This is a genomic window from Phnomibacter ginsenosidimutans (genome assembly GCF_009740285.1).
GTDB lineage: Bacteria > Bacteroidota > Bacteroidia > Chitinophagales > Chitinophagaceae > Phnomibacter > Phnomibacter ginsenosidimutans.
This window is the reverse complement of the sequence record NZ_CP046566.1, coordinates 4,018,337-4,044,500: the sequence shown is the minus strand read 5'-3', so window position 1 is coordinate 4,044,500 and position 26,164 is coordinate 4,018,337. Positions and strand designations below refer to the sequence as shown.

At 50.8% G+C, this 26,164-nt stretch carries 23 protein-coding genes and 1 tRNA gene; 11 read left to right on the top strand and 13 right to left on the bottom strand.

Going from position 1 to position 26,164, the window contains the following annotated elements; translation table 11 throughout:
• Positions 1 to 60: 60 nt before the first annotated feature.
• From GLV81_RS17510 to rmuC, 6 genes are all read left to right on the top strand, one after another.
• A complete protein-coding gene (locus GLV81_RS17510) occupies positions 61 to 1,491 on the top strand; it encodes a calcineurin-like phosphoesterase C-terminal domain-containing protein (protein WP_157480103.1) in 1,431 nt (476 codons plus the stop codon).
• A 65-nt stretch (positions 1,492 to 1,556) separates the two neighbouring features.
• A complete protein-coding gene (locus GLV81_RS17505; protein WP_246186104.1) occupies positions 1,557 to 2,237 on the top strand; it encodes a GDSL-type esterase/lipase family protein in 681 nt (226 codons plus the stop codon).
• Between the two features lie 4 nt (positions 2,238 to 2,241).
• The gene (locus GLV81_RS17500; RefSeq protein ID WP_157480099.1) at positions 2,242 to 3,141 is read left to right on the top strand and encodes a glycerophosphodiester phosphodiesterase family protein; all 900 of its coding nucleotides are present in this window, start codon (positions 2,242 to 2,244) and stop codon (positions 3,139 to 3,141) included.
• Between the two features lie 82 nt (positions 3,142 to 3,223).
• Positions 3,224 to 4,717 (top strand): glycerol kinase GlpK, encoded by a 1,494-nt coding sequence (gene glpK / locus GLV81_RS17495; protein ID WP_157480097.1) that lies wholly within the window; start codon positions 3,224 to 3,226, stop codon positions 4,715 to 4,717.
• 60 nt (positions 4,718 to 4,777) lie between these two features.
• Positions 4,778 to 5,479: an MIP/aquaporin family protein gene (locus GLV81_RS17490; protein ID WP_157480095.1), complete on the top strand. Its 702-nt coding sequence runs from the start codon at positions 4,778 to 4,780 to the stop codon at positions 5,477 to 5,479.
• A 96-nt stretch (positions 5,480 to 5,575) separates the two neighbouring features.
• A complete protein-coding gene (gene rmuC / locus GLV81_RS17485; protein ID WP_157480093.1) occupies positions 5,576 to 5,863 on the top strand; it encodes a DNA recombination protein RmuC in 288 nt (95 codons plus the stop codon).
• A gap of 139 nt (positions 5,864 to 6,002) precedes the next feature.
• Here rmuC and GLV81_RS17480 read toward each other — a convergent pair.
• Positions 6,003 to 6,075: transfer RNA gene (locus tag GLV81_RS17480), tRNA-Phe, on the bottom strand.
• A 156-nt stretch (positions 6,076 to 6,231) separates the two neighbouring features.
• On the opposite strand from GLV81_RS17480, the gene GLV81_RS21475 reads away from it, so the two are divergent.
• Positions 6,232 to 6,354, top strand: a complete 123-nt coding sequence (locus GLV81_RS21475) for a hypothetical protein (protein WP_281350731.1) — start codon at positions 6,232 to 6,234, stop codon at positions 6,352 to 6,354.
• A 329-nt stretch (positions 6,355 to 6,683) separates the two neighbouring features.
• On the opposite strand, the gene GLV81_RS17475 is transcribed toward GLV81_RS21475, so the two are convergent.
• From GLV81_RS17475 to GLV81_RS17445, 8 genes are all read right to left on the bottom strand, one after another.
• On the bottom strand, positions 6,684 to 8,024 hold the full coding sequence (locus tag GLV81_RS17475; protein ID WP_157480091.1) for a hypothetical protein: 1,341 nt from the start codon (positions 8,022 to 8,024) through the stop codon (positions 6,684 to 6,686).
• A 174-nt stretch (positions 8,025 to 8,198) separates the two neighbouring features.
• A complete protein-coding gene (gene asnS / locus GLV81_RS21800) occupies positions 8,199 to 9,035 on the bottom strand; it encodes an asparagine--tRNA ligase (protein WP_281350730.1) in 837 nt (278 codons plus the stop codon).
• Complete coding sequence (locus tag GLV81_RS21795) at positions 9,032 to 9,652, bottom strand: OB-fold nucleic acid binding domain-containing protein (protein ID WP_281350729.1); 621 nt, start codon at positions 9,650 to 9,652, stop codon at positions 9,032 to 9,034. Before GLV81_RS21795 ends, asnS begins: the two co-directional genes overlap by 4 nt.
• Before the next feature lie 177 nt (positions 9,653 to 9,829).
• Positions 9,830 to 11,011, bottom strand: a complete 1,182-nt coding sequence (locus GLV81_RS17465; protein WP_157480089.1) for a hypothetical protein — start codon at positions 11,009 to 11,011, stop codon at positions 9,830 to 9,832.
• 11 nt (positions 11,012 to 11,022) lie between these two features.
• A complete protein-coding gene (locus GLV81_RS17460) occupies positions 11,023 to 12,891 on the bottom strand; it encodes a tetratricopeptide repeat protein (protein WP_157480087.1) in 1,869 nt (622 codons plus the stop codon).
• Positions 12,867 to 13,142 (bottom strand): hypothetical protein, encoded by a 276-nt coding sequence (locus GLV81_RS17455; protein ID WP_157480085.1) that lies wholly within the window; start codon positions 13,140 to 13,142, stop codon positions 12,867 to 12,869. The genes GLV81_RS17460 and GLV81_RS17455 overlap by 25 nt, the downstream gene beginning before the upstream one ends.
• Position 13,143: 1 nt before the next feature.
• Positions 13,144 to 15,270, bottom strand: coding sequence for a tail fiber domain-containing protein (locus GLV81_RS17450; RefSeq protein ID WP_157480083.1), 2,127 nt, complete (start codon positions 15,268 to 15,270; stop codon positions 13,144 to 13,146).
• A gap of 9 nt (positions 15,271 to 15,279) precedes the next feature.
• Positions 15,280 to 16,668 (bottom strand): hypothetical protein, encoded by a 1,389-nt coding sequence (locus tag GLV81_RS17445; protein ID WP_157480081.1) that lies wholly within the window; start codon positions 16,666 to 16,668, stop codon positions 15,280 to 15,282.
• A 154-nt stretch (positions 16,669 to 16,822) separates the two neighbouring features.
• On the opposite strand from GLV81_RS17445, the gene GLV81_RS17440 reads away from it, so the two are divergent.
• Positions 16,823 to 18,769: a tetratricopeptide repeat-containing sensor histidine kinase gene (locus GLV81_RS17440; RefSeq protein ID WP_157480079.1), complete on the top strand. Its 1,947-nt coding sequence runs from the start codon at positions 16,823 to 16,825 to the stop codon at positions 18,767 to 18,769.
• Positions 18,770 to 18,789: 20 nt separating this feature from the next.
• On the opposite strand, the gene GLV81_RS17435 is transcribed toward GLV81_RS17440, so the two are convergent.
• From GLV81_RS17435 to GLV81_RS17425, 3 genes are all read right to left on the bottom strand, one after another.
• Positions 18,790 to 19,407: a response regulator gene (locus tag GLV81_RS17435; RefSeq protein WP_157480077.1), complete on the bottom strand. Its 618-nt coding sequence runs from the start codon at positions 19,405 to 19,407 to the stop codon at positions 18,790 to 18,792.
• Entirely contained in the window at positions 19,407 to 21,401 is a 1,995-nt protein-coding gene (locus tag GLV81_RS17430; RefSeq protein WP_197428713.1) for a tetratricopeptide repeat-containing sensor histidine kinase, read from the bottom strand. Before GLV81_RS17430 ends, GLV81_RS17435 begins: the two co-directional genes overlap by 1 nt.
• A 133-nt stretch (positions 21,402 to 21,534) precedes the next feature.
• Complete coding sequence (locus GLV81_RS17425; RefSeq protein ID WP_157480073.1) at positions 21,535 to 22,824, bottom strand: M16 family metallopeptidase; 1,290 nt, start codon at positions 22,822 to 22,824, stop codon at positions 21,535 to 21,537.
• Between the two features lie 102 nt (positions 22,825 to 22,926).
• Between GLV81_RS17425 and GLV81_RS17420 the strand changes: the two genes are divergently transcribed.
• On the top strand, positions 22,927 to 23,718 hold the full coding sequence (locus tag GLV81_RS17420; RefSeq protein ID WP_157480070.1) for a glycoside hydrolase family 16 protein: 792 nt from the start codon (positions 22,927 to 22,929) through the stop codon (positions 23,716 to 23,718).
• Here the strand turns inward: GLV81_RS17420 and GLV81_RS17415 are convergent, their stop codons facing one another.
• Positions 23,719 to 24,219: an AAA family ATPase gene (locus GLV81_RS17415; RefSeq protein ID WP_157480068.1), complete on the bottom strand. Its 501-nt coding sequence runs from the start codon at positions 24,217 to 24,219 to the stop codon at positions 23,719 to 23,721. It lies immediately after the preceding gene.
• A gap of 217 nt (positions 24,220 to 24,436) precedes the next feature.
• Between GLV81_RS17415 and GLV81_RS17410 the strand changes: the two genes are divergently transcribed.
• Entirely contained in the window at positions 24,437 to 25,114 is a 678-nt protein-coding gene (locus GLV81_RS17410; protein ID WP_197428712.1) for an RNA polymerase sigma factor, read from the top strand.
• Positions 25,111 to 26,031, top strand: a complete 921-nt coding sequence (locus tag GLV81_RS17405; protein WP_157480063.1) for a FecR family protein — start codon at positions 25,111 to 25,113, stop codon at positions 26,029 to 26,031. The genes GLV81_RS17410 and GLV81_RS17405 overlap by 4 nt, the downstream gene beginning before the upstream one ends.
• The last annotated feature ends 133 nt before the right edge of the window (positions 26,032 to 26,164 follow it).

The following is a 26,164-nucleotide window of genomic DNA, read 5'->3' as shown; positions in this document are numbered from 1 at the left end:
GTGAACAATGGCATCGGTAGCAATGGCTGCCGGTGCCCGCTTGCCTGCTCATGACAATTTATGCAAAGGCGTACTTTCTTTCAGCAACTGGCCTGGCTTACCGGCGGGCTATTGTTGTTTCGCAATGCCAGCGGCCGTGCAGGCCTACTGACAGAACCGGTAACGGTAAACGGATTGCTGCAGTCCAATGGCAAGCCCATGGCCGGTGTAGTGGTGAGTGATGGGTACAGCGTCTTGCGTACCGATAGCGAAGGCAAGTTTTCTGTTTCGCTGCATCCGCAGGCTACTACTGTGTTTGTGTCTACTCCACGTGGATATGCATTTACACATCAAAAAGGTATTGCCCGGCATTACCGGCTGCTGCAAGACATCAAACCCAATGAGCCCATCGTGTTTGAACTGCAGCCATTGCAGCAAGATGATAGCGAACACCAGTTTATCATTTGGGCCGACCCGCAGGTGAAGAATGATGATGATGTAGAAAAGATGATGCGGGAATCGGTACCCGATGTAAAGAAGACGGTGGCTGCTATGGGTGCCGGCACTTTGATTCACGGCATTACCGTAGGCGATATTGTGTGGGATAATCTGCCTTTGTTTGACGATTATGATAAAGCGGTTTCCAAAATGGGCATTCCATTTTTTCAATGCCTGGGCAACCACGACATGGACTACCGCAAGGGCGGCGATGACACTTCCGACGACAGCTTTACGCAGGCATACGGCCCTACGTACTATTCCTTCAACCGTGGCGACATTCACTATGTGGTGATGGACAACGTACGGTACCTCGGCAAAGACCGTGACTACGATGGATTCTTTCAACAGAATCAGCTCGATTGGCTGGAAAAGGATTTGGCCTTGGTGCCAAAAGATTTGCCCGTAGTGCTGTGCGTTCATATTCCGGTACACAAGGGAACCAAGAACAAAGAGGCCTTGTACAAATTGCTCGAAGGCCGTACCGTACATCTCATGTCGGGCCATATGCATTACAATGTCAATGCCATTAAAGACAATGTGTACGAGCACAACCATGGCGCTGTTTGCGGTGCCTGGTGGACAGGTGATATCTGCGAGGATGGTACTCCCTGTGGCTATGGGGTATACAAAGTGAAAGGCAAGGACATCAGCTGGCATTATCAGGCTACTGGCAAGCCGGCCGGCTATCAAATGAAATTGTACACCACGCCGTATTCAGATGATTCCATACAGGTGGTGGCCAATATCTGGAACCACGACCCCGCCTGGAAAACGGAGTATCTGGTAGATGGGGAAAGCAAAGGAACACTGACGCAGTTTGAAGGCTATGATATGGATGCCTTCAAAAAAATGATGGGTCCTGATTTGCCCAAACCCCGTGGCTTTGCAGAGCCTCACCAAACCAAACACCTCTTTAGTGCCGTGGTACCTGCTACTGCAAAAAAAGTTACGGTGATAGCTACCGATCGCTTTGGCCGTCAGTACACGGAAACGATTAGACCGAATGCTTAGATGCTGTAGTGACGACAATCGTCAATCTATTTGCGTTATACTATGACAATACAATTGAGATGCGTATGAAACAACGTTTGATGATGATGGGCTGCCTGCTGCTGGCGATGGCTGCGAAGGCACAAACTGCTAAGTGGGACAGCACTTTCCGCCCCAACAATTATGCCCTGAAAGTGGGGCAGTTTAAAAGCTTTCCGAATGCGCCAACCGACATCATTTTTTTAGGCAACAGCATCACCGCCGGCACCGACTGGATGGAGCTGCTGGGCCGTACCGATGTACGTAACCGCGGTATTTCGGGTGATATTACGTATGGCGTATTGGAACGGCTGGATGAGGTAACGGAAGGCAAGCCTGCCAAAGTGTTTATCCTCATTGGCATCAACGATATTTCGAGAAATATTCCCGACAGTTTGATTATGAAGAACCATCGCCTGATGGTACAGCGCATCAAACAGGCTTCGCCCAAAACACGCATTTACATACATACTTTACTGCCGGTGAACAATGAGTTTACCCAGTTCAAAAATCATTACAATAAAGACGAACATATTGCAGCGGTGAATGCAGCGCTGAAGCAAATGGCCAAAGAAGAAGGCATTACACTCATCGATTTGTATCCGCACTTCCTGGGTGCCGATAACAAGCTCAACAAAGCCTACACTATCGACGGCTTGCACCTGACTGCCGCCGGCTACAAAGTATGGGCTGAGATTTTGAAAAAAGGCAAGTACCTCGAAAAATAAGCACATGTTGAGACCCATTGCATTAGTAGCACTATTTGTAACGAGCATGGCTTGCAGCAGCAGTAAACAAGCACCTGCAGTACCTGCCGCATTCGAAACACAGGGCCACCGGGGCTGCCGTGGCCTCATGCCGGAGAATACCATTGCCGCCATGCGCAAAGCCATCGATTTGGGGGTGACGACGCTGGAGATGGATTTGGCCATTTCTGCCGACAGGCAGGTAGTGGTATCACATGATCCGTATTTCAGCGAAAACATTACGACAACACCTGAAGGCGGCTACCTCAGCAAATCGGCTGCTGCCAGCCGCCTGCTGTACAGCATGCCATACGACAGCATCCGTAAGTACGATGTGGGATTGAAGCCACATCCCGATTTTCCGAAGCAACAAAAACTGGCGGCCATCAAACCACTGCTGGCCACGCTGATTGACTCTGCAGAAGCCTATGCCAAAACCAAGGGCCGGGTGATGCTGTACAATATCGAAATCAAATCGAAGGCGGCGAATGATGGCAAGAAGCATCCTCCGGTGGCGGAGTTTGTGGCACTGGCCATGAACGTCATCAACAGCAAGGGCATTACTGCCCGCACCTGCATTCAATCGTTTGACCTGCGGGCCCTGCAGGTGATGCATCAGCAATACCCGGGCGTTACTACTTCTTTGCTGGTAGAAAGCAATGAAACAAAAACACTGCCACAACTGATTGCTGCACTTGGGTTTACGCCTACTATTTTCAGTCCGCATTTTTCTTTGGTGAATGCTGCCTTGATAGAGACCTGCCGTAAAGAAAAGATGCGCCTCATTCCATGGACAGTGAACGATCTGAATGAAATCCGCCGCCTGAAAGGTTTGGGTGTAGATGGCATCATTTCCGACTATCCCGATTTGTTTCAACAACTGTAAGACAGTGATGCATCGGTAGCATCCTCCGGGTGTAACTACTGCATACATCTAAGACTGTTATTCTCAACAAAAAATTGCTTGCATGTCCCGTTATATTCTGTCTTTCGACCAGGGCACTACCAGCTCCCGTGCCATTCTCTTTAATGAGCAAGGCCATATCATGTCGGTGGCGCAAAAAGAATTTACCCAATACTTTCCGCAGCCCGGCTGGGTAGAACATGATGCCTTGGAAATATGGACCACCCAACTGACGGTAGCCACTGAAGCCGTGCTGAAAGCGGGTATCAATCTGCAAGACATTGCGGGCATTGGCATTACCAACCAGCGGGAAACGACCGTGCTGTGGGACCGGCACACCGGCCAGCCCCTGCACCATGCCATTGTGTGGCAAGACCGTCGCACCGCCGACTACTGCGACAGCCTGCGGCAAAGTGGTGCTGCCGAAATGATTCGTGAAAAAACCGGCCTGGTGACTGATGCTTATTTTTCTGCCACCAAGCTCAAGTGGCTGCTCGATCATGTGCCCGGTGCAAGGGCCAAGGCACAGCAGGGCGATTTGTGCTTTGGCACCATCGACAGCTGGCTGGTATGGAAGCTCACCAACGGACAGCGACATGTAACCGATGTGAGCAATGCCAGCCGCACCATGCTCTTCAATATTCATACCCTGCAGTGGGATGAGGAGCTGCTGCGCCTGTTTGATATACCGGCGAGTGTACTGCCCGAAGTGTGCTCCAGCAGCGAAATATACGGCCATACGCAGCAGGTGCTGGCCGCTGCGGCCATACCCATTTGTGGCATTGCCGGCGATCAGCAGGCGGCGCTGTTTGGGCAAATGTGCCTGCAGCCGGGCATGGTGAAAAATACCTACGGCACGGGCTGTTTCATGCTCATGAATACAGGCAGCCAGCCGGTGCTGTCGCAGCACAATTTGCTGACGACCGTAGCCTGGAAGATTGGTGATGAAGTGCAGTATGCGCTGGAAGGCAGTGTATTTATTGGCGGCGCCGTGGTGCAATGGCTCCGCGATGGCCTGCACCTGATACCCAATTCGGCTGCCGTTGAAGCGCTGAGCCGGCAAGCGGCAGACAATGCCGGTGTATACATGGTGCCTGCCTTTACCGGGCTGGGCGCCCCCTACTGGAACCAACAGGCCAGGGGCATAATTGTGGGCCTTACCCGCGGTACAACCGATGCGCATTTGGCCAAGGCCGCTCTGGAGAGCATTGCCTTTCAAACCATGGATGTACTGACGGCGATGGAAGCCGATGCCGGCATGCCCGTGCAGGAAATGCGGGTAGATGGCGGTGCTACGGTAAATGAATACCTGATGCAGTTTCAGGCAGACTTGATTCAAACCCGGGTGGTACGCCCGGCCATTACAGAAACCACGGCACTGGGTGCTGCCTATCTGGCAGGTCTGGCGGTGGGCGTTTGGAAAGACACACAAACACTGGCACAATACTGGCAGCAGGATGCTGCATTTACGCCTACCATGCCTTTGGCTACCTGTAACGAGCACCGCCGACAATGGCAGAAAGCTGTAATGGCAGCCCTGGCATGGACAACTGCATAAATACAAAATTGTTGCCGCTACCTGTGACCGCGGTACACATCCATCAGAAAACATTGCATCATGAGCATTTTTACTGCAGAACTTACTGGTACCGCCCTGCTACTGTTGCTGGGCAATGGCGTAGTGGCCAATGTATTGCTGCCCCACTCCAAAGGGCAGGGTGGCGGCTGGATTGTGATCAGCTTTGGCTGGGCCATGGCCGTATTTGTGGGTGTGTTTCTGTCGGCATCGGTAAGTGGGGCACATCTTAATCCGGCTGTATCGCTGGCCATGGCGGTGCTGGGCAAAATCAGCTGGGCGCAGCTGCCGGTATATCTGTCGGCACAAATGCTGGGCGCCATGCTCGGCTCACTGGCGGTGTGGGCGGTGTACCAGCGGCATTTGCTGGCCTGCAACGATGCAGGATTGAAACAAGCGGTGTTTTGTACGGCACCCGCCATTCCCCATACGCTCAGCAACCTGCTGAGCGAAACGCTGGGCACATTTGTGCTGGTGTATGCGGTGCTGTATATTGCTGCACCTGCTGCCACCCTGGGGGCGTTAGATGCCTTGCCCGTAGCGCTGCTGGTATTGGCCATTGGCCTGAGCCTCGGTGGCCCCACCGGCTATGCCATCAACCCTGCCCGGGATTTGGGCCCCCGCATCATGCATGCACTGCTACCCATGGGCACCAAGGGCAGCAGCAACTGGGCCTATGCCTGGATACCCGTTGTGGGCCCCTTACTGGGTGCCCTGCTGGCTGCGGTATTATGGCTATGGTAAACGGGCATTTTCAATGAATATACAGGATTGGTTTTACTATCCTGGGGCATGAAAATTTCACTGGCCTGCCAATAGTTTGCGTCAAAATGCGTTTACTTGTGGCGTACTCAATGCGCCATGGTTGATGCAAGCCTATTCTCTGTTAGTAATCACCCTTGTACTGGAGATGTTGATCGGTTGCTGTTGCTTCGGAAGCAACAAGCCAGCCAGCAATCTCTGGCACAGTTGCAGACAGAAAAGGCCGGCGATTTGTACGACAAGTTTGTGGGCTTTACCGAGAGTTTGCAGGAAGTAGGCAAGAAAATACAGGATGCCCAGCAAGCCCACGACAATGTTTGTAAACAAAACTGTACACAGGCAGGGGCAATTTGGTACGACGTGTAGAAAAGCTGAAGAAAATGGGTACCAATGCCAAGCAGCAGTTGGGCGATGGCTTGTTGAAGGAAGAAGAATAGGGGGCCGGACAGGATTAAAATCAGACAACAAAAAAGACCCGCTAATCAGCGAGTCTTTTTTGTTGTTGTGGTGTGGGCCGGGATCGAACCGGCGACACAAGGATTTTCAGTCCTTTGCTCTACCGACTGAGCTACCGCACCATTCAGTATCTGTTATCGACACAAGGATTTTCAGTTTTTCGCTCTACCTCCCGATAGCTATCGGGATGAGCTACCGCACCATCCTTTCCCCTTTCGGGGCTGCAAATATAGGTGCTCAATGCAATCGGCAAAAAGAAATTTAAAAACGAATCAGGTATGGCTGATCAGGGTGAGCCCGTTAGTCTGAACAATGGCTGCAGCTATACGCAGGTGTGGCTGTGCCAAACGAGCACCATCATCAATATTACCCCCACTGCCCTTAGTGTAAATAGTTGCTAATCAATGGTTAAACGCCCAAAAAAATAATCCCAAACATGCCACATCGTGGTGGCTGCCACCTAATTTTATGCCGTCTGTAAGCGGTCGCCTTTTTTTGTATACCTGGCCGCTTATCTTACTCCTACAGGCTATTACCCACCTAGAAAGGGATCCGAATAGCAGTGACGGGGCCCGGTATTCCAGCTACCGGTGCCCTGTTTTTTTACCAAAAAAACTCCGACTGAACAGCAAACGAAATCAGCTAGTGGCGTGATGGCTTCTTCGTTTATGACCTGTTGCTTCACAATTGTGCCAATACAGCCCAGTTGTGCAACGCTGCTGAAGAATGATTAATTGTGAAATATCTGCCAGGTAAGAAAGGCGTTTCCCAGGTAGAGCACATCGGTATAGCCAGAGTTGTTGAACATTACTTTGAAGGTATGGCTTCCTGCCGGGTAATCCACCACGATTGGACCACTGGCCAATACCCCAGATCGCCAGGCATACCCCAGACCGCCAGAATAAGCAGACCGAACCAATTCTGTTCCTCCTACAATATTGCGGTACAACAGCATGGTAGCGCTGGGGTTTTCGCAGGCAAGACAATAATTGCCCCAATAATTTCCTGAGAGATGAAAGACAACCCGGGCCGGCGTAGCCAGATTGATGGCTGCTGTTAACCCGGGCACATCCACAGAAGGTCCGTTTTCATTGGCAGACACAGAATTGCCAGACTGTTGAGCCTGGTAATAGTATCCTGGCCGGCTATAATAGGCAGGCCCTGCCCCTCCACTGGTCACCACTTCACCGTTGGCGCCCTGGTTGCCGGTAAGGGCCAGCGCCCCATTGGGTTTTATCGAAAAACGTTCATTAAACGTACCTGCTGCGTCGTAGCCGATGGCCACATCTGCATTGGAGTTGTCGCTGAAAATTTGCAGGCGGTTGCCCGACATACCAAAGCCTGCATCGCCCAAAGAACCGGGATACAACACTATTTTTTTTCCCAGCGTAGGGCCAAAACTCAAAGGCGCTGCCGGGTTTGAATAGCCGATGCCTACATTGCCGTTGCCTTTAATGCGCATCAATTCTTTGGAAGAGCTGCCATTGACTGCCGAAAAGAATACGTGGTCGGCAAAACTAGCATCCGTCTGGTACCGGAGCGTACCACCGTTGATACCGAAGCCATAGTATTGATGATCGTTATTGGCGGTTTGGTACAGTACTATTTTCCGGTTGACAATAGAATTGGAAAACTGCAATGGTGCCCATGGGGTTGAATTGCCAATACCCACATTGCCTTCGCCGCTGATGCGCAGGCTTTCCCTAAGCTGGTTGGTTGCTGATGACCTGGTGTAGAAAAACAGGCCTGAGCCAGCTGTACTGGCGGTGGCACCACTTTCGTAACCTGCGCCTACCAGCGCCAATCGCTTTTCACCTGTTTGCAAAGCCGGCGATGTCCAGCTTAGGGTTCCAATAGAACCTTCGGTAACAGCTCCTGTGGAAAGGATGATATGCGACTGGGAGTTCGTCCCTGTATTGTTGTTATAAATTTCCAACAGGCGATTGGTACCGCCATGGCCATAAGCAGTAGGTGCATTGGTGCCAATGCCCACGTTTTGTGCAGTTACAAATTGTGATAGTTGCTGTATCATCAACAACAGCAGTAATCTGACAAGGGCTTTTTGTTTCATGGGGAGTATTTGCTGCTAAAATCAGCATTACAGCCCAGCCGGCTTATCAACGAAAACAGGGAATTTGAGCGTTGACGGCCGCTCTTCTGCCGCAAAAAAAACCCGGCTGACCAGCAACCGGGGATTGGTATATCAAGCAATAATTTCACTCAATCACCATTGACACATTCACTATTAGAACTCGCAGTTCTTTGGTGTTCTGGCAAAAGGAATCACGTCGCGGATATTGGTCATGCCGCTTACAAACTGCACCATGCGTTCGAAGCCGAGGCCAAAGCCGCTGTGCGGACAGCCACCAAAGCGGCGGGTATCGAGGAACCACTCCATTTCATGAGTGGGTACGCCCATGGCTTCCATACGGGCCACCAGCTTGTCGTAACGTTCTTCTCTTTGTGAGCCGCCCACAATTTCGCCAATGCCAGGGGCCAGAATGTCCATGGCGGCTACTGTTTCTTTACCCGGTTCGCAGCCATCGTTCATGCGCATGTAAAAGGCCTTGATAGCGGCGGGATAGCCGGTGACAATCACGGGCTTTTTGAAATGCTTCTCAACGAGGTAGCGTTCGTGTTCGCTTTGCAGGTCGATGCCCCACTGCACATCGTACTGAAACTTTTTCTTTTTGTACGGGGTGCTGTTGCGCAGGATGTCGATGGCTTCGGTATAAGTAATGCGTTCAAACTCGTTGTTGAGCACAAACTCCAGTTTTTCAATGAGGCCCAACTCGCTGCGCTTGTCTTGCGGCAGGCTTTTTTCTTCGTCTTTCAGGCGTTCGTCGAGGAATTTGAGGTCGTCGGCGTTGCGTTCCAAAGCGGCTTTGATGAGGAACTTGATGTACGCCTCAGCAAGGTTCATGTTGTCTTCGATGTCGTAAAACGCCATTTCGGGTTCAATCATCCAAAACTCGGCCAAGTGGCGGGCCGTGTTGCTGTTTTCGGCACGGAAGGTGGGGCCGAAGGTGTAGATTTCGCTAAAGGCCATGGCACCCAGTTCGCCTTCGAGCTGACCGCTCACGGTGAGGTTGGTGCTTTTGCCAAAAAAGTCCTGGCTGAAATCGATGCTGCCATCGTCGGTGCGGGGGCGCTGCCATCAATGGGCAGGGTGGTGACGCGAAACATTTCGCCGGCACCTTCGGCATCGCTGGCGGTAATGATGGGGCTGTTCCAGTACACAAAGCCACGGCCCTGAAAGAATTCGTGGGTGGCGCTGGCGAGGGTGTTGCGTACCCGGAAAACGGCACCAAAAGTGTTGGTACGCATCCGCAGGTGGGCAATTTCCCGCAGGAACTCGAGGCTATGCTTCTTGGGTTGCAGCGGAAACTTTTCAGGGTCGCTGTCGCCCAGTATTTCAATGGCTTCAGCTTTGATTTCTACCTTTTGGCCACTGCCTACACTGGGTACCAGCTGGCCGCTTACTTTGATGCAGGCACCGGTGGTAATGCGTTTGAGCAGGGCTTCGTCGGTATTTTCAAAGTCTACAACAATCTGAATATTATTGATGGTGCTGCCATCGTTGAGGGCTATAAAACGGTTGCTGCGAAAGGTGCGCACCCAACCCATGATAATAATGTGCTGGTTAGTGGGGTCACTAACCAGAGCGTCTTTAATTTTTGTCCGAATGTTGAAAGCCATAATGCATGTTCTGTTTTAATGGCTGAAGTATGCACTGCAGCCACAAGTGAGTGACACAACGCAGCTGCCAAGAGCACCGCAGTTGGTATCATAAAAAAGCCCCTGATTGGGGGCTGCAAAGATAATAGTAGCGGAGCACTTGCGGGGGCGTATGCTTGCGGCACTGTTGTGGCCGCATTAATCTGAAAGTATCATGGCTGTTGGGTAAAGTGTAACGCCGGGTTCTCCGCGGATGCTAAACCCTGAAAAAGCGATGCTGTGTGATCCGGCGGCGAGGTTGAGCACTATGGGTCCTAAAGAGCGGGCATCGGAGTAATAAGTTTGGTCGATATGGGAGGCTGGTATTTCGCGGCTCCAGATAGCGTTGCCGTTGAGGTACATAAACAATTTCCAGTAGCTGCTGCAGGGGTAAAACACGCAACCCTGAGCGGTTATCAGGTCTATCCAAATCAGCACCCGTGCAGAGCGGGCAAGGGTAAAATTGAGTTGGGCGTTGTTGAAAAAAACACTGGTGCCTGCAGCAGGCAGGGTGGCAGTTGCGCCGGCACTTGGGGTTGGTATGAGGCTGTTGAGCGAACGCCACTGGGCGGCGGCAGTGGGCCCGGCGCTGCCCAGCACCTGGTTGGCCAGGCCGGTGTTGCCCACCACGGCGAGAGCTCCGGTGGGTTTTACGGCAAAACGTTCGTTGAAAGTACCGGCGGCGTCGTAGCCTATGGCCACATCGGCGTTGGGATTGTCGCTGTAGAGTTGCAGGCGGTTGCCGGCTACACCAAAGCCTGCATCGCCGGTGGCACCGGGGTAGAGTGTAATTTTTTTGCCGAGTGTGGCGGCAAAGGCCAATGGAGCATTGGGGTTGTCGTTGCCAATACCCACCCGGCTGTTGATGGTGTTATAGGTAAAGCCCCAGCCGGCACTGCCGCCATAAAAGCCGATGTTTTGGCTGTTTTGGGTACCCATAAAACCAATTTGAGCAGTATTGCCGGGGTTGTACAACCAAATGCCGCCGCCACCTCCGAGGTTGGAGGGATCGCCGTTGCGCAGGTGCAGGCGGCCATTGAGGTACATGCCTTCGATGCCACTGTTGTAAATACGGGCCCTTTCGGTAAATGCTCCGCTACGGCCATAGCCAAAACTGATGTTGCTGTTGAAGGCATCGGCGTACAGCTGCAGGGTAGAGCCCTGAATGCCCAATCCATAATGGGCAGCATTTCCATCGCCCCAGAGCACAATTTTATTGCCCAGCTGGCTGGCAAAACTGAGGGGACCGGTAGGCGTATTGGTACCAATGCCTACGTTTTGTGCACTGCTGGTAGCGGATAATACAATGCCTAATAGCAGGTTGGTAAAAAGCTTTTTCATAAGGTTTGGGGTTATTTGATTTGCACACCCTGCAGCAATCCGCGGCCGCTGAGGCTGGGGCCGCTGTTCATGCCTATTTGGGCAGTTGCACCTGCAATTTCGATGCTTTTATCGCCATAACCCAAATTACTACCCACACTTACGCCGGCATCGGCGGTCACGGTCCAGTTGGTCATTTGTTTTTCGTTCCATTCCAGCTTGCCCCGTACTTCGGCCTTGGCTTCTGCCGCCACGGGACCTTTTTCCCAGCCTTTGCTTACGCCTGCTGTGACTTCGAGAGAGGCCGCCAGGAGGATGTCTTTATCCATGTCTATTTTACGGTTGTACTCTACTGGCCCCAGTTTAATGTGGCCGCTGAGGCGGCTGCAATTGCTGGTAATTTGAAACACGCCGAGGTCCATGGTGCTGTTGTACTGGCAGGCAATGTCGTCGAACTCGGCAAGGCCCTTACCGGAGGGCGGAGTTTGGGGTTTGCTTTTGCAAAATGGCCCAAGGGCAGCAAACTGCACCGGCTGATCTGCAATGGCGCTGAGCCAACTTATTTTGGCTTGCAGTTTGGTGGCTTCAAATTGGGTGGGCCATTGAATGTACTGGTAGTAATACATTTCGTTGTTGAGGCGGCGCAGGTTTTCATCGAGCCAATTTTTGTAGCTGCGCTCCAGTAAGGGGTTGGCGGCGGCTAAAAATTTTGAGTTCACAGCATTGTATTCGGCGCAGTAGGCCTCCAGCGGGTTGGGGCGGCCTTCGCCAATGAGGGGGTCATATTTTTCTTGCACCGCCTTGAGGTCTGCCTGCCGTTGTTGGTCAAGCAGTGCTACTTTTTGGTGGGCATCGGCCATAGCCTGGGCCAGCTTTTGAATGCGGAATTGTTGTCCACCGTCTTTGTCTTCGATGTAGTAGCGTAGCTTAATACTGGCAGCTTCCGCAAAGGGGGGCAGGGGTTGTGGTGGTGGTGCGCCGCTCAAAGGATTGTAGGCAAACAATGCTTTGTTGCGTTGCTCTTGTTCTTCAAATGCCTGCTGTTGTGTGCGTTCAAATTTTTGTTTCAAAACCTCTCCTTCTTTTCGGCATTGCTCTTTCAGTTGTTGCCATTCTTTTTCCAACAGTTGAGATTGCTCAACAGTAACCGGATAGGCTGGCCAGGTAAAGCGGTGCAGGCCCAGTGCATCGGCAGGCATGCTGGAGGGCAGGCGCAGGTTGCTACCATTGTATCGTTCACCGTATTTACGCAGTTGATTTACCTTATCGTTGCTGAACGATTCATCCAGCGATTTGCGGATGGCTTCGGCAGCGGCTTTGGTATTGCCTTTGCTTTCGGCTATGTTGGCCTTGGCCAAATTGGCCTGCGAGTGGCCGGGGTAAATACGGATAGCGCTGTCGAGGTATTGTTCGGCTTTCAGCAAATCGCCCAAACCCAGCCATGCCTGCCCTATGTTGTTGAGGATGGTACTGTTGCGGGGATATTGCTGGTTGAGCCGTTGCAAAATGGGCAGGGCCAGCTGTTCGGCACCGGCCATGCTGAGCATGCTGGCGTAGTTGTTGAGGGTGTTGGGGTTGGTAGCATCTGCCACAGCGGCCTTACTCATCACGTATAGTGCCTGCAGGGGCATTTTGCCCATCCACAAACCAACGGCTGCATTGGCTGCATTTACATTGCTGCCATTGGCTTGCAACAGTTTGTCGGCTTCGGCTTTGTCGGCTGCGGATATTTTTGTGGCAATAGCTGCCTGTAATTTTTGCAAATAAGCAGGCATGGCTGCTGCAGCAGGCGTAGCGGGTATGGCAGCAATTTTAGCGGGATTCTTTTTGGGTACTATCGGTTCTTCCGCATTCATATCCATGCCTGCCGCTTGCATCAATCCTTGTGCGTTGTTAAGCATGCCGCCCATTTTTTCAGCATATCCAATTGCTTGCGCAGCATGCTGAGTTCTTGTTTGGCGTTGGCCAACTCATCGGCATCGGTCATGGTTTTCATGTCGGCTTCCAGCTGGGCAATGTCTTTTTCCAGTTGTTTTATTTCTGCCGCCATTTCGGCATTGATGCTGGCTTTTGGATTGGCTTTGGGCTTGGGTTGTGCCTGCATACCAACGCACAGCAGCACAGCAAGGAGTGAGCAGAGGAGCGTTTTCATGTTAATGTTTTGGTGCGGTCAATGATTGAAGAATGGCCTGCATATCGGCAATTTTCTTATTGGCTTCCAGCAGTTGTTGCTGCTGCTCTTTGATGGCATTGATGAGCAGAAAAATGTAGGCCTGATGATCTACCCAACGCATGTCCTGCACGTTGCCTTCAGTGGTTTGGCGTACCATGTAAGGCGCAATTTTTTCGAGTTCTTGTGCAATGATGCCGATTTGCGTTTGGCTGTTGGCAAAGGGTGCATTGGCTTTGTAATCGAACTGTACAGGATTGATTTGATTGATCACATTCAGTCCATCATGAAAGGGCACAATGTTTTCTTTTAAGCGTTCATCGCTAAAGCTACCCACGCTGCCAGTGGCGGTGAGTACCGAGCCGTTGCGTATTTCCATGCCTTTAACGGCGTTGTATAAATTGCCCGAGCCAGTGCCGTTGGTATAAAATGCCAAATTACCAGTGAAGTTGCCATTATCGCCACTCATGATAAAGCCAGGGCGCCATTGGCTTGCCAATCCATAATCACTCACAAACTCCAGTGCTGCAGGGCCAAAGCCACCCCGGTTGCCAATCACAATTTTAGTGGCATTAGCACTGGGTCCTGCTACCACCTCCAGTTGCTGTGTGGGTGAAGTGGTGCCAATACCAATTTTGCCCGTAGTGCTGGCCGTTAGTGCAGTGATATTATTGGGCCTGAGGTGAATGGGAATGGCCACGTTGGTGCCTACCCGCATTTCACCACTATTGCTTTGGCCAGATAAAACATAGCCGGTGAAAGTGCCGTTGTCATCTACAAAACTGATGTATGGATCAACGGCCTGTAGGCGAAGCGCTTCAGCATTGCCCACGTTGAGATGCAAGCCTGCCTGGGGCACACTGGTGCCGATGCCCAGCCGGCCATTTTGGGTAAGCGACATTCTGGTGAGGTTATTGGTTTTGAATTCCAGGCCCCCTCGCTGCTGACTGCTATTGTACACCAGTCCTGCACCTGCCGGTGTGGTACCGGTAGCGGTGCCCATCAGTATGCCAGATTCCTGACTGAAGGGGGTGATTAAATGCAGATAGGTGTTCTGATTGCCTTCTAGTGTAAGGCCAGCCGGAAAGGGCCCCGGATAGCCTGCATACCCGTACTGAATATGTAGCTTATTGACTGGTGTGGTAGTGCCAATGCCCATATTGCCATTGCGTAGCACCGTCATAGCATTGCTGCGACCAGCTACGCTACCATTGCCTATTTGAAAAATGCGGTCGGTTGTTTGTGCTATACCCGGAGTTGTAATATCGCTGGTATCATTAAGACTACCCACGCTAAGGCTTCCATAAGATCGGGCCCTCGTTTCGTTGCCAATGGCTACGGACATATTTGCTGAGGCTTGTGCATTAAAACCCAAAGCGTAGGAATAAGCAGCAGTGGCTTTTGCATCGGTTCCAATGGCCATTGAACCCTGTCCCAGCGCTTCGGTATTTTGCCCAAGGGCCAGGCTTGAAAATCCACCAGCATTGGCACTTATGCCCATGGCAATGGCGGTATTGGATGTGGCTTTTGCCAATTGCCCGAAAGCAAAAGCCGCAAAGCCGCTTGCTGTGTTTGAAGTGCCAAGTGCAACCGTATAATCGTTAGAAGCAACATTGCCCAAACCCATGGCAATGGCATTTCTACCAGCAGCAATACTCTGTGTGCCGGCAGCAAAGGAAGCAATACCTGATGCAACGGTGCCTTCTCCCATAGCGGTAGACCGATCACCATAGGCAGTGCTGCCAGCCCCGGATGCAAAGGATGATTCTCCCATGGCTTTGGTGCTATTGCCCAACGCAACAGAAATGACGCCCATGCTGTCTTTATCCCATTGCAAACCATAGGCCAACCCTGCCCGGAAAGCTGCTTTTTGCGGGTACCACATCATTCTTGCTCCCGGCCCTTGTACGGGCGGATTGGCGGATGTGCTGTTGACCACATGGTTCGGTCCGGTGAAGAGCACATTGCTATCGGCTACATGCAACCGGGCTACAGGGTTGCTGGTGCCAATGCCCACATTTTGTGCCTGAGCGGTTTGTATCATCAATACAAAAAGCGTTAGCCCAACGCTACGTTGCGTATTCAGCCGTATGAAAGGGAACTGTATCATGTGTTGCTTTTATTTTTTAGTAAGATGGTATTGCATGCCGCTGGCGGTTTTGTCTTGCAAATGCAGGATGCGGCCCCCACGCACTACTTCAAACTGGCACCAATAGGTGTCGGTTTTTCCGTTGAAGCGGTTGGTAAAACTTACTTCCCAGTTGCCATTCATGGTATAACGACCATTGTATTTCTGCGTAAAGAAAGTTTGGCTGCCTACCATGCCACTGGCACCGCTGTGCTGGCTTTTATAGCTGCCATCTGCGGCTATCCAAAACTCAGCGCTGTTGCTCACGGCATTCATGCCTGCATAGTTACCCGTGTACACATTATACATTTGTGCATAAGAGCCGCTGCTTTCGCTCCAGTCACCAATGAGGTCGGCAGGGGCTACGGCAAACTTGTTGCGGCTTTGCATGTTGTCCATCCTCAACCACGAATCATCATAACTGTTGATGAGGTTTTGATCGTTGGCGGACACAAAGCTGACACCAAATTCTTTTTCAAACGTGGCCGCGTCGGGGGTAATGAATTCGATAAATGGCCCGCTGCCTCTTCTGAACAACACCACAAAGTGCTGTACCCCATTGGCATCGGTTAATGTGGCACTGATGCCAGACGAACGCCAGTAACTCATGTTGCCGTTGAAGGCATAAAAATGTTGTTTGTCTTTGTAACGGGGTGCTACCAGCGTATTCCAGGCATTGGCATTGATGGTGGGTGTTTGCATACTGCTCATGTCTATGGCGGTATTGCTGTAATGCAGCAGCACTTTGATAGGGCCTTTGCTTACTTCCACCCAATCAGCTTGTACGGTGGCTGTCCAGCCATCATCGAAGTTGGTGGTATGAAACTGATACGTGCCCGAATGGGCAGGTGTAGCGGGCTGTACAGGTTGCACCGGGTTGGCTGGTTGCACGGGTAGTGGCGTAGCCGGCTGTGGTGTAGCCGGTGTGGGTGTTGCAGCTTGCTTGGGAGCTTGCCCCTGAGCTATTTCAGCAATGTAGAGCCAGCTTTCTTTTTTAGCAGTTTCAAAATAAATCATAAGGCGGCGGCTGCCTTTGCTGGCCAGTCCCCATTTGTTGTTGTGTTCGTTTATCAGCAATTGCCATCCGTTATCTTCCAAAGCAGTAATGATACTGTCGGAGATATCGTTATTGCTGCCTACCGGTAATTGAAATACTTCGTAATTGTCGGAGAGCATCCAGTTGCTGTCGGCCGCTTCCAGGTCCATGGTGGTTTTGGCAGCAACCCGAATCAGCAGCCTTTTATCGGCTTTGGTATTGGCAGGCAATGGAATGCCGGCAACAGTACTGCTGCTGGCCGGTTGCAGGTTTTTTTGCGCAAAACTTTGTGTAGGGCAGCAGTAGCAGACAGCAGCCAAAAGGAGTAAAAAAAGTTGTTGCATACGCTTTCGTAGCGCCAAGGGTTGTGCATGGTGTACGCTGGGGTGAAAATAGCGGTGCAATCAGTGTGTCATTTCCCCTAAAAACAGGAAATTACGGGGGCTGTGAACGGGTAGATTTGTGCGTTGCCCGGCGGCATCATTTTATTTGACGCTCATGAAATCAAAGTATTTTTTCCGATGGATGATGGTGGGCTGCATGAGCTTGCTTGTGTCAGCAGTTCATGGCCAAACCCTCATGAACCTCGATAGCTTGTTGCGGTTGTTGCCTGCGGCAAAAGCCGACAGTAACAAGGTCGATTTGTACATCAACATTGGGCAGCAGTACGAAGGCACGCAATTGGAAACAGCGGCGCATTATTACCGCCTCGCCGGTGAGCTCAGCAAGCAATTGGGATACACCCGTGGCGTCATCAAATACATCAACAACTACACTTACATTCTGAATCTGGTGAGCAAGTATGATTCGTCATTGTTGCTCAATCAGGAAGCCATCCGCCTGTCGGGTATCATCAAAGATTCTTTTATGATGGGCAAGGCCTATTTCAATGCCGGTACTTCGGCCCGGCTGAGTGATAAGCTGCGCCTTTCTGTGCAGTATTATCTGGAGGGGCAACGCATTTTTGAAAAGCATGGCGATGCTTCCATTGAAGCAAGGGGGCACGATATTTTGCAATCCTTGTATGAAAATCTTGACCAGTTTGAAAAGGCGAAAGAACATGGCCGCAAAGCGGTTGCATTGTCGAGGGCACAAAACGACAGCCTGTTGCTGATGAGTGCACTCGCCAATTTGGGGATGAGCTATGCCGAGCTCAACCAACTGGATAGCGCAGAAAAAGTGTATAATGAATCGCTGGTTATTTGCCGGTTGCTCAAGAACGATTATTCAGAAAATATACTGATGCTGAACATGGGTGATTTGTATTTCAATCAGCAAAAATTTCAGCAACTCAAACCCATGTATGCAAGAGCCCTGGCTATTAGCACGGCCATGGACAATATTGAAAACACTGGGATTGCCTTGCGGGGTATGGCTATTGCGCATTTGTATGAAAACGATTATGCCACGGCACTCAGGTATGCACAACGGGCCTTGCAGATTGCTGATTCATTGCATGTGTTATCAGAAAAACAGAAATGCCTGAACACACTGGCCAATATTCATTTTGCCTTACACAATGTAGCCACGGCGGCATCTCTCACCAAGCAGGCATCCATGCTGGCGGACAGCATCAGCAACCAACGTTTGCAACGTGATGTAGCTGAACTGGAAACCATTTATCAGGTGCAGCAAAAAGAAGACCGGTTGGCGCAGCAGCAAGCCAGCCTGCGGCAAAAAAGCAATTTGAATTATGCATTGGGTGCATTGGCGATATTGCTGTTGGCCAGCTTGCTGCTGGTATGGCGCACCTGGCAGCAAAAGCAAAAACTACAGGCACAGGAAATAGACCGGCTGCAGCAGGAAAAACAGCTGGCGGCAGCTGAGGCCATTATGCAGGGAGAAGAACAGGAACGCAGCCGGCTGGCGAAAGATTTACATGACGGACTGGGCGGCATGCTCAGCGGCATCAAGTTTTCATTGCAGCATACCAAGGGCAATGTGTTGCTGAATGATGAAGGCCAGGCTGCTTTCGAAAAAAGCATTGTGATGCTGGATCAGTCTATCAACGAAATGCGCCGTGTAGCCCATAACATGATGCCAGAGAGTTTGCTGAAATTCGGCCTCAGCAAAGCCCTCACCGATTTTTGTCATGATATGCAGCAGAGCAGCCAGCTCAGCATCTCCTGCCACTTGCTGGAAGTAGACAAACTACCCAAGGGTGAAGCCATAAGTGTGTACCGTATCGTACAGGAATTGGTGAACAATATTTTGAAGCATGCACATGCCACAGAAGCATTGATACAAGTTACCCGCCACGATGATGTGCTTTCCATTACAGTAGAAGATAACGGTCGTGGTATGCAGCAACAAAACGAAGCTGCCGCCGGCATGGGCTGGAACAATATCCGCAGCCGGGTTCATTTTTTAAAAGGCCAGATAGATGTGCAATCAACACCCGAAGCTGGTACGTCGGTGCATATTGAGTGGCCGGTGCAGGGGTAAGCAAAGGGAGTAACCTTGAACTACAACAGCTGCTGATCCATGGCAATTTTTACCAATGCAGCTGTGTTTTTTGCGGCCAGTTTTTGCAACAGGTTTTTGCGGTGGGTATCTACTGTAGATACGCTTACAAACAAACGGTCTGCAATTTCCTGATTGGTGAGGCCTTCGGCAATGAGTTGCAGTACTTCTTTTTCGCGGCGGGTAAGCAGTGTGTTGCCGGCATTGGCTGCGTGGCGTACCACACCAGCAGCTTCGGCACTCAGGTATTTGCGGCCATGCATTACTTCGTTGATGGCCGCTACAATTTCATCGCTGCCGGCATTTTTCAGCAGGTAGCCACTGGCACCGTTGTCCATCATTTTTTCTATAAAACTCAGCTGATTGAAAGTGCTGAGCCCAAGGATGAATACATGCGGATATTTCTGTTTCACTTCTTTGCACAACTCTATGCCCGATATATCAGGCAGGTTAATGTCCATGAGGATGACATCGGGCTGACGGCTTTGTAAAAAAGCGAGACAAGAGTTGGCGTTGGAAGCATGCCCCATCCACTCAATGCCCTGCTCGGCTTGCAGTAAAGAACGGATGCCTTCTACAACCATGTAGTGATCGTCGACTATAAAAACGGTGGTGGCCATTACACATCAAATTCAATGAATACAGAAGTGCCTTTATCGGGCGTTGATTGTACATCTATCTTACCCTGAAGATAGTTGATACGGCTTTGAATATTGCTCCAGCCCATACCGCCGCTGTTGTACAACGTGGCCGTGTCAAAGCCTTTGCCATCGTCTTCTACGGTAATGGTCATGTGCCCGTCCTGATAGTTGATTTGTACCAACGCATTTTTAGCAGCAGCATGTTTCAGCACATTGTTGATGAGCTCTTGCACCACCCGGTATATGCCAATGGCCATTTGTTGATCTAACGATAAGTTGTGCAACTGAAACGATTGGTAGCTCAGTTGTATAGCACCACTTTCGCTTACGCTGTGGCAAAAATCTTTGAGGGCAGCATCGAGCCCAAACTTTACCAGGCTTTCGGGCATCATGTTGTGTGCTACGCGGCGCAGCTCTTTAATGGAGCTGTCGAGCATGTCAATGCCCCGTTCGAAAGCCGCCTGATTGTCGGGCGTCATCACCAGATTTTCTCGCATATGTTGAAATGAAAATTTTACACCACTCAGCATGCCACCCAAGCCATCGTGCAGGTCTTTGGCCAGGCGGCTGCGTTCTTGCTCCTCGCCTTTTAAAATGGCTTCTGCAGCCATGAGTTGTTTTTCTGTTTCCAGCTGATCAATACGCTGCTGCTGCAGCTGTTGCTTTTGCCGGTAGGTACGATAATACAAAGCACCCATGAGCAGCACCACCAGCAATGCTGCCAATAATACGTACATCATGAGGCTGCGTTTTTGCAGCGTGATGCTCTTGGCTACATTTTCTTTTTCCAGTGTAGAAATGCGGGTTTCTTTTTGCCGGCTTTGATAACGGGCATCGTTGAGCAAAATGCGGTTGTGGTTTTGCCGTGCTACCAAGCTGTCGGTAAAATTGTTGAGGGCACTGGCTTGTTGCCAGGCCATTTTATAATCGCCAATACCAGCATAGTAAGCCGCCATGTCTTTCAAAATAAATTTCACCTTAGGCAAGTAGTTGTATTGGCGGGCTACCTGCAGGGCTTTGTTGAGATAAGCTTCGGCAGAGTCGTGCTGCTGCAGTTGCAAAAATGCACGGCCCATTTCCCATGCTTCATCGGCTATGTAATACGGATCGTTGTACTGCAAACTCAGCGGGTAAGCCATGCGGTGCTGTTGCAACGATTGCTGCCAATCGCCTTTGGCCGCATAGTAATCGCCCCGTGCATTGTGTACATAAATAGCTGACAGTTCATAACTCGCTTTGGGCAACAAACTATCGGCTTTGCGCAGCAGTTGCAGGCCTTCCTGCATTTTATTGAGGCGGAAGCAAATGGCGGCTTTACGGGCAATGCTGTGCACTGCTTCGTCGTAAAAAAGTTTACTGGATAAATGGTCGATGCTGCGCTGCAAATAAAAATTGGCCTGCTCCCATTGTTGCATATCAATGTAGATAAATGCCACATTAAAATGTGCTACCAACAGCGACGTAGAGTCTTTCAATTTTTCGAATTGCTCAATGCTGCGCAGGTAATATTGTTGTGCTGTTTCCAGTTCGTTGATCAGGCTGTAGGCTGTACCTAAATTATTGAGCACAGCCGCCAAACCCCAGGTGCGGCGGTCGTTGTCGGGCAGCTGCAGGTACATTTTTTCGGTACGTTCATCGCTGGCAATGCTTTGAATGTATTCGCCCTTTTCATAAAGGGCAATGCCTTTGTTGAGGTAATAATCTACGGCCAGTAAATTGTAGCCTTTGGCAAATGCTTCAGAAGCGCCATCTTCCAGCACTTTCATGCCCTTTTCAAAATTGTTGCGGGCCAGCACCAGCCCGTAGCGGCGCAAATACATGAGCCGTGCAGAATCGTTGGGTGCTTTTTGTGCCAGCTTGTAAATGCTGTCGAGGGCAGCCGTTTGTGCCACGGCCGCAGGCAGGGGTAGCAGCAAGTGCAGCACAAATAGCAGCAAGGCTGCCCGGTAACAATGGTGCGTGGTTTGGCGCATGAAAAAGTGGATCAGGTTGAATGGGTTGTTTCCATCAAGTGTACTGTTTATTTCAACACTACACAACAACTTTACCCCGGCAAGTAAGCAATCCTTGCCGCATGCTGCCATCCCTGTTTTTCAGGATTTTACATTACACCACTACCATTTCATAAAACAGCTCAGGCTGCAGGTAGCGATTGGCCAGCTCTTGCAATTGGCCGGCCGAAATGGTTTTGATGTTTTCAATAGCGTTGTAGAAATACTGTTCGTCTACACCATGCAGCACATAGCTTTTCCATCGGCCAATGATTTGAAAAGGACCATCTAAATCGCCGAGTATAGAACCGAGCATATAGTTGCGCACCAGCAGCAGTTCTTCTTCATCCACGGGCTCGTTGCGCAGCAGTTCCATTTCCTTGTACACTTCAGCTATGGTGGCTTCGCATACATCGCGGCCGGCTTCGGTGCTAATCATCCAGGCACTTTGCTCCACATGGTTTTGCAGGTAGCTGTAAATGCCATAGGTGTAGCCTTTCTCTTCGCGGATATTGCTCATGAGGCGGCTGCCAAAGAAACCACCAAACACGGTGTTGAGCACACTCACCCCCTGAAAATCGGGGTGGTGGCGGTTGGGAAAATTGCGGGCCATGCGAATGGCACCCTGCACTCCGTTGGGATCGTTGCTGATGCGGATGTGCCGCTCACCAGTTACCTGTTGTGGCAGTACCAGTGGCGATGCTTTGGTAAACACAGCCGGTTTCAGCGGCAGGTCGCCAAACTGCGCATTGAGTTGATCGAATAAATCTTCGGGCAGCTGACCGGCTACAAATAACACACAATGCCCCTGCTGGTAGTGCTGTTGGTAAAATTGCAGCAGTGCATCTCGTTGCAAGGCATCCAATGCTTCGGCAGAACTGTATTTGCCGTAAGGATGATTGGAACCGTACAAATGCACATCAATTTCGCGGTTGGCCACAAAATCGCATTTCTGCAGGTTTACCTGCAGGCGCTGCTTGCTGTTGGTGACGAAAATGTCGAGCTCCTCCTGCGGAAAAATGGCATCTGTCAAAATTTCCCGTACTACGGGCAGCAGGTGACTCAGGTGCTTGCTGAGGCTGTGGAGGGTAATGTTGCTGGTTTCGTTGTAGCAGTTGCGGTTGAGGTAGCTGCCATAAAAATCGAAGTGCTCGTTGATGTCGAAAGCACTGCGGCGGCTGGTGCCATTTTTCAGCAAAAAGTTGGTGGCACTGGCTACCATGTTGGCCGGCTCGTGGCTGTTGCCTGCCAAAAACACCCATTCCAGTTGCAGCACGGCTTCTTCGCCGGCATGCAGGGCATATACCTGCACCCCGTTGTTGAGGGTCCAAATGTTTACAGGTTTCAGTTGAAATGAAAAATCAACGGCATTTTTGATGAGGGGGGCAGTATGGCGATCCGGCATAGGTGTCTTCTTTTGTAAAACGACTGCAAATGTAGGCGTTCGAAGCGGCCGCTATGGTTATTTCGCTTACCCTTGTCTTCCATTCATGTCAATTGCTGAAGTATGAAAAAATGTACACTTGCCCTGCTGCTGTTGGTAGCCACTGCTGCTGTTGCGCAAACCAAGGCCCGCTTTACGGCCAAGCCCGTTTGGGCCGATGAATTCAACTACAAAGGCATGCCCGATACCAGCCACTGGAGCTATGATACCGGTGGTCATGGCTGGGGCAACAATGAGCTACAATACTACCGCGATAGTGGCAATGCCTGGGTAAATGGCAGCGAGTTGGTGATTACCGCCCAGCCAGATAGCTACAAAGGCATGAGCTATACCAGTGCCCGATTGGTGAGCAAGGGCAGGGGCGATTTTTTGTACGGTCGCTTTGAGGCCCGGGCCAAACTGCCTGCCGGCTTGGGTACATGGCCCGCCATTTGGATGTTGCCCACAGACTGGCGCTATGGCAACTGGCCACGCAGTGGCGAAATAGACATCATGGAGCATGTGGGCTACGACCCCGAGAAAGTGCACATTAGCGTACATACCCAAGCGTATAACCACATTGCCGGCACCCAAAAAACAGCTTTCCGGCAAGTGCCCGGCGCCATGGATGGCTACCATGTGTATCGGGTAGACTGGACGCCCGAATTGATTGAGGGCTACATCGACAATCAGTTGTTATTCAGTTTTCGCAACGAGCACAAAAGCCCCGATGAATGGCCTTTTGACCAGCGCTTTCACTGGCTGCTGAATGTGGCCGTGGGTGGCAACTGGGGTGGCAAAAACGGCGTCAATCCGCAAGCATTTCCTGCCAGCCTGCTGATAGATTATGTGCGGGTGTATGGATGGGAAAAATGATTACAAATCCAATGACACAATACCAAACCCCGCTTTAGCCATGGCGAAATACGTAGGCTCGTACACGCAGCGGATAAGCACCGCATGTTTGTATTTTTTAGCCAGTTGGTAAAAGCGGTCCATCAGGGCTTTCTCTTCCGGGCTTGGTGCAGCTTTGCTCCAGAGCACATCTGTATTGTCGATGAAGAGGAGAGCTTTTTGGTCGGCGGCGGCGGCAAAGGTTTTTTCCAAATCTGCTACAGTAGCACCAATATAGCTGCTGTCTTTGGGATTAAAACTGAGGCGCAGCAGGGGCTCGGTGCGGAGGTCGGCCAGCCAGCGGGCAGCTACACTGGCGTTATCATTTACCTGATTGAGCATGGCCACGGGTACCAGCGTATTGGTTTTGGGGCCGGCGTACTGCAAAATGGTGATTTGGTGTTGAGGACTTAAGGCGGTTCCTTGTGCCACGCAGCATACTTGCATCAACAAGAGCAACGGGAGGAAAAGAAATTTCTTCATGTGTGGTATTTTAAAGGGGCCGTTTGGGTAACGTTGTTTTATGACACAAAAACACCCAACAAATAAACGAACAAGCTGTTTTGTTTAGCGTGGCTGATGCAAATTTGCCTGTAAATGATGGCAGTGACAAAAAGCTTGTTGTGAGATGATGCCTGTCATTTGTGAGCTACCTGTCTTTCGCCCTACCTTTAGCCGCTTATTCACCACAAACGTTTTTTTGACCGGGATATTCATGCATATTGGCAGCCATCAACCAAACGATCTGCAAGAGTGCTGGAGCCGTGTATTGCAAAACGATACGCAGGCCCTGCAGGCCCTGCATGCTGCTTTGTATTCCACTATGCACCACTATGCAGCCAAGCTGCTGAAAGATGATACCGGTGCCGACGATGCCATTCAGGAAGTGTTTGTAAAAATGTGGCAGCAGCGCCACAGCATTGGCCCCATTCAGCATGTAAAAGGCTATGTGTTTACACTGCTTCGCCGGCACATTCTCAATGTGCTGCGCAGCCAGAAAACCCGGCTCTTCCACATTGGCCAATGGGGCAGCGATGCCGTTCAGCTGGAGTTTTCGCCGGAGGAAGTGCTGATGCAACAAGACAGGGACCGCGAAAAGCAGCAGGCCGTGAGCAGGGCCCTCAACCAACTGCCGCCCCGCCAGCGGGAGGTACTCTACTTCCGCTTTTACGAAAGTCTCGACTACAAAGAAATTGCGGGCATCATGGGCATCAATTACCAGAGTGTGGTGAACCTGTCCTTTAAAGCCATGCAGCACCTGAAGCAGTGGTTTTCCGACTCAGATTCCGGGACTTCGAAAAAAAATAAAAAAAAGGGCAAGAGCATGAGTATGAAACATGGCTTCCGTTTGTCATTTACCCAAATAGTACCGCAATGATGCAATCTGGCCACGAACAAAAAGAACCACAACTCCCGTTTTCGGTGAGGCGTGACTTGCGTAGCCAGGAGCAACAGGCAAGCAACTGGCAGCAAATAGAGCAGGCACTGGAGCAAGAGGTTCCGGTAAGGCAACTGGGCACCGTAGCCATTGTTCGCCGCATGGCGCAGTGGGCTGCTGCCGCCGTTATTGTGCTGGCAGCAGGCTGGGCATTGTTTACTGCTACGCAAAAGCAGGCTTTGCCCGATGAGTACACCGTTATCAAAACTGCCTTTGGCGAAAAACGCAAAGTGTGGCTGCCCGACTCTTCGGTGGTGGTGTTGAATGGTAATTCCTCTTTAAAGATTCCGAAGATTTGGCTGGAAGATACCATCCGCAATGTGTGGCTCGAAGGTGAAGGCTACTTCGAAATCACCAAGGCCAAAACCCCGGGCAAAGATTTTTTTGTGGTACATACCAACAGCATGGATGTAAAAGTGCTGGGTACCAAGTTTAATGTAAATGCCTACACCGAAAACGCCAGTGTGGCGCTGAAAGAAGGTAAGGTACAGGTGCTGTATACGGGTAAGAATAATGATGGTAAAACCACCATTTACGAAATGAAACCCGGCGATGTGGTATTGCTGAAGCCTGCAGAAGCTGTTGAGCCTATTTTGGAAAAAACGCCTACAGAAGTTGTAGCGGACTGGACCAGCAACGAATACCATTTTGATTACACTCCACTGCAAGACATAGCCGTAATGATAGAGCAGCGCTTTGGCTATGCTGTAAGCTGGCAGGATAGTGTGTTGGCAGAGCGTACCCTTAACGGACACATGCATGCAGCCAACCTCGACGAACTCATCAACGCTTTGGAAGTAACCTTGAATATTAATATTGAGAAAAAAGATAAACGTCTTTTAATATCGGCCCGGTAAGCAATAGTAATACCCTTGCCTGCCAGCCATCGATTGCACATAAGTTAAACGACCCGCTATATGAGAAAGTTCAGCTCTTGGCTGAAGCCGCTATGGGTGGCTTCAATGCTAGTGCTATGCCTCACCCAAGGCA

Bases quoted from the DNA above. Each gene is read 5' to 3' on its own strand.
- GLV81_RS17510 (WP_157480103.1), top strand. From the start codon at position 61: ATGCAAAGGCGTACTTTCTTTCAGCAACTGGCCTGGCTTACCGGCGGG.
- GLV81_RS17505 (WP_246186104.1), top strand. From the start codon at position 1,557: ATGAAACAACGTTTGATGATGATGGGCTGCCTGCTGCTGGCGATGGCT.
- GLV81_RS17500 (WP_157480099.1), top strand. From the start codon at position 2,242: ATGTTGAGACCCATTGCATTAGTAGCACTATTTGTAACGAGCATGGCT.
- glpK (WP_157480097.1), top strand. From the start codon at position 3,224: ATGTCCCGTTATATTCTGTCTTTCGACCAGGGCACTACCAGCTCCCGT.
- GLV81_RS17490 (WP_157480095.1), top strand. From the start codon at position 4,778: ATGAGCATTTTTACTGCAGAACTTACTGGTACCGCCCTGCTACTGTTG.
- GLV81_RS21475 (WP_281350731.1), top strand. From the start codon at position 6,232: ATGGCTGATCAGGGTGAGCCCGTTAGTCTGAACAATGGCTGCAGCTAT.
- GLV81_RS17475 (WP_157480091.1), bottom strand. From the start codon at position 8,024: ATGAAACAAAAAGCCCTTGTCAGATTACTGCTGTTGTTGATGATACAG.
- GLV81_RS21795 (WP_281350729.1), bottom strand. From the start codon at position 9,652: ATGGCTTTCAACATTCGGACAAAAATTAAAGACGCTCTGGTTAGTGAC.
- GLV81_RS17465 (WP_157480089.1), bottom strand. From the start codon at position 11,011: ATGAAAAAGCTTTTTACCAACCTGCTATTAGGCATTGTATTATCCGCT.
- GLV81_RS17460 (WP_157480087.1), bottom strand. From the start codon at position 12,891: ATGCTTAACAACGCACAAGGATTGATGCAAGCGGCAGGCATGGATATG.
- GLV81_RS17455 (WP_157480085.1), bottom strand. From the start codon at position 13,142: ATGAAAACGCTCCTCTGCTCACTCCTTGCTGTGCTGCTGTGCGTTGGT.
- GLV81_RS17450 (WP_157480083.1), bottom strand. From the start codon at position 15,270: ATGATACAGTTCCCTTTCATACGGCTGAATACGCAACGTAGCGTTGGG.
- GLV81_RS17445 (WP_157480081.1), bottom strand. From the start codon at position 16,668: ATGCAACAACTTTTTTTACTCCTTTTGGCTGCTGTCTGCTACTGCTGC.
- GLV81_RS17440 (WP_157480079.1), top strand. From the start codon at position 16,823: ATGAAATCAAAGTATTTTTTCCGATGGATGATGGTGGGCTGCATGAGC.
- GLV81_RS17435 (WP_157480077.1), bottom strand. From the start codon at position 19,407: ATGGCCACCACCGTTTTTATAGTCGACGATCACTACATGGTTGTAGAA.
- GLV81_RS17430 (WP_197428713.1), bottom strand. From the start codon at position 21,401: ATGCGCCAAACCACGCACCATTGTTACCGGGCAGCCTTGCTGCTATTT.
- GLV81_RS17425 (WP_157480073.1), bottom strand. From the start codon at position 22,824: ATGCCGGATCGCCATACTGCCCCCCTCATCAAAAATGCCGTTGATTTT.
- GLV81_RS17420 (WP_157480070.1), top strand. From the start codon at position 22,927: ATGAAAAAATGTACACTTGCCCTGCTGCTGTTGGTAGCCACTGCTGCT.
- GLV81_RS17415 (WP_157480068.1), bottom strand. From the start codon at position 24,219: ATGAAGAAATTTCTTTTCCTCCCGTTGCTCTTGTTGATGCAAGTATGC.
- GLV81_RS17405 (WP_157480063.1), top strand. From the start codon at position 25,111: ATGATGCAATCTGGCCACGAACAAAAAGAACCACAACTCCCGTTTTCG.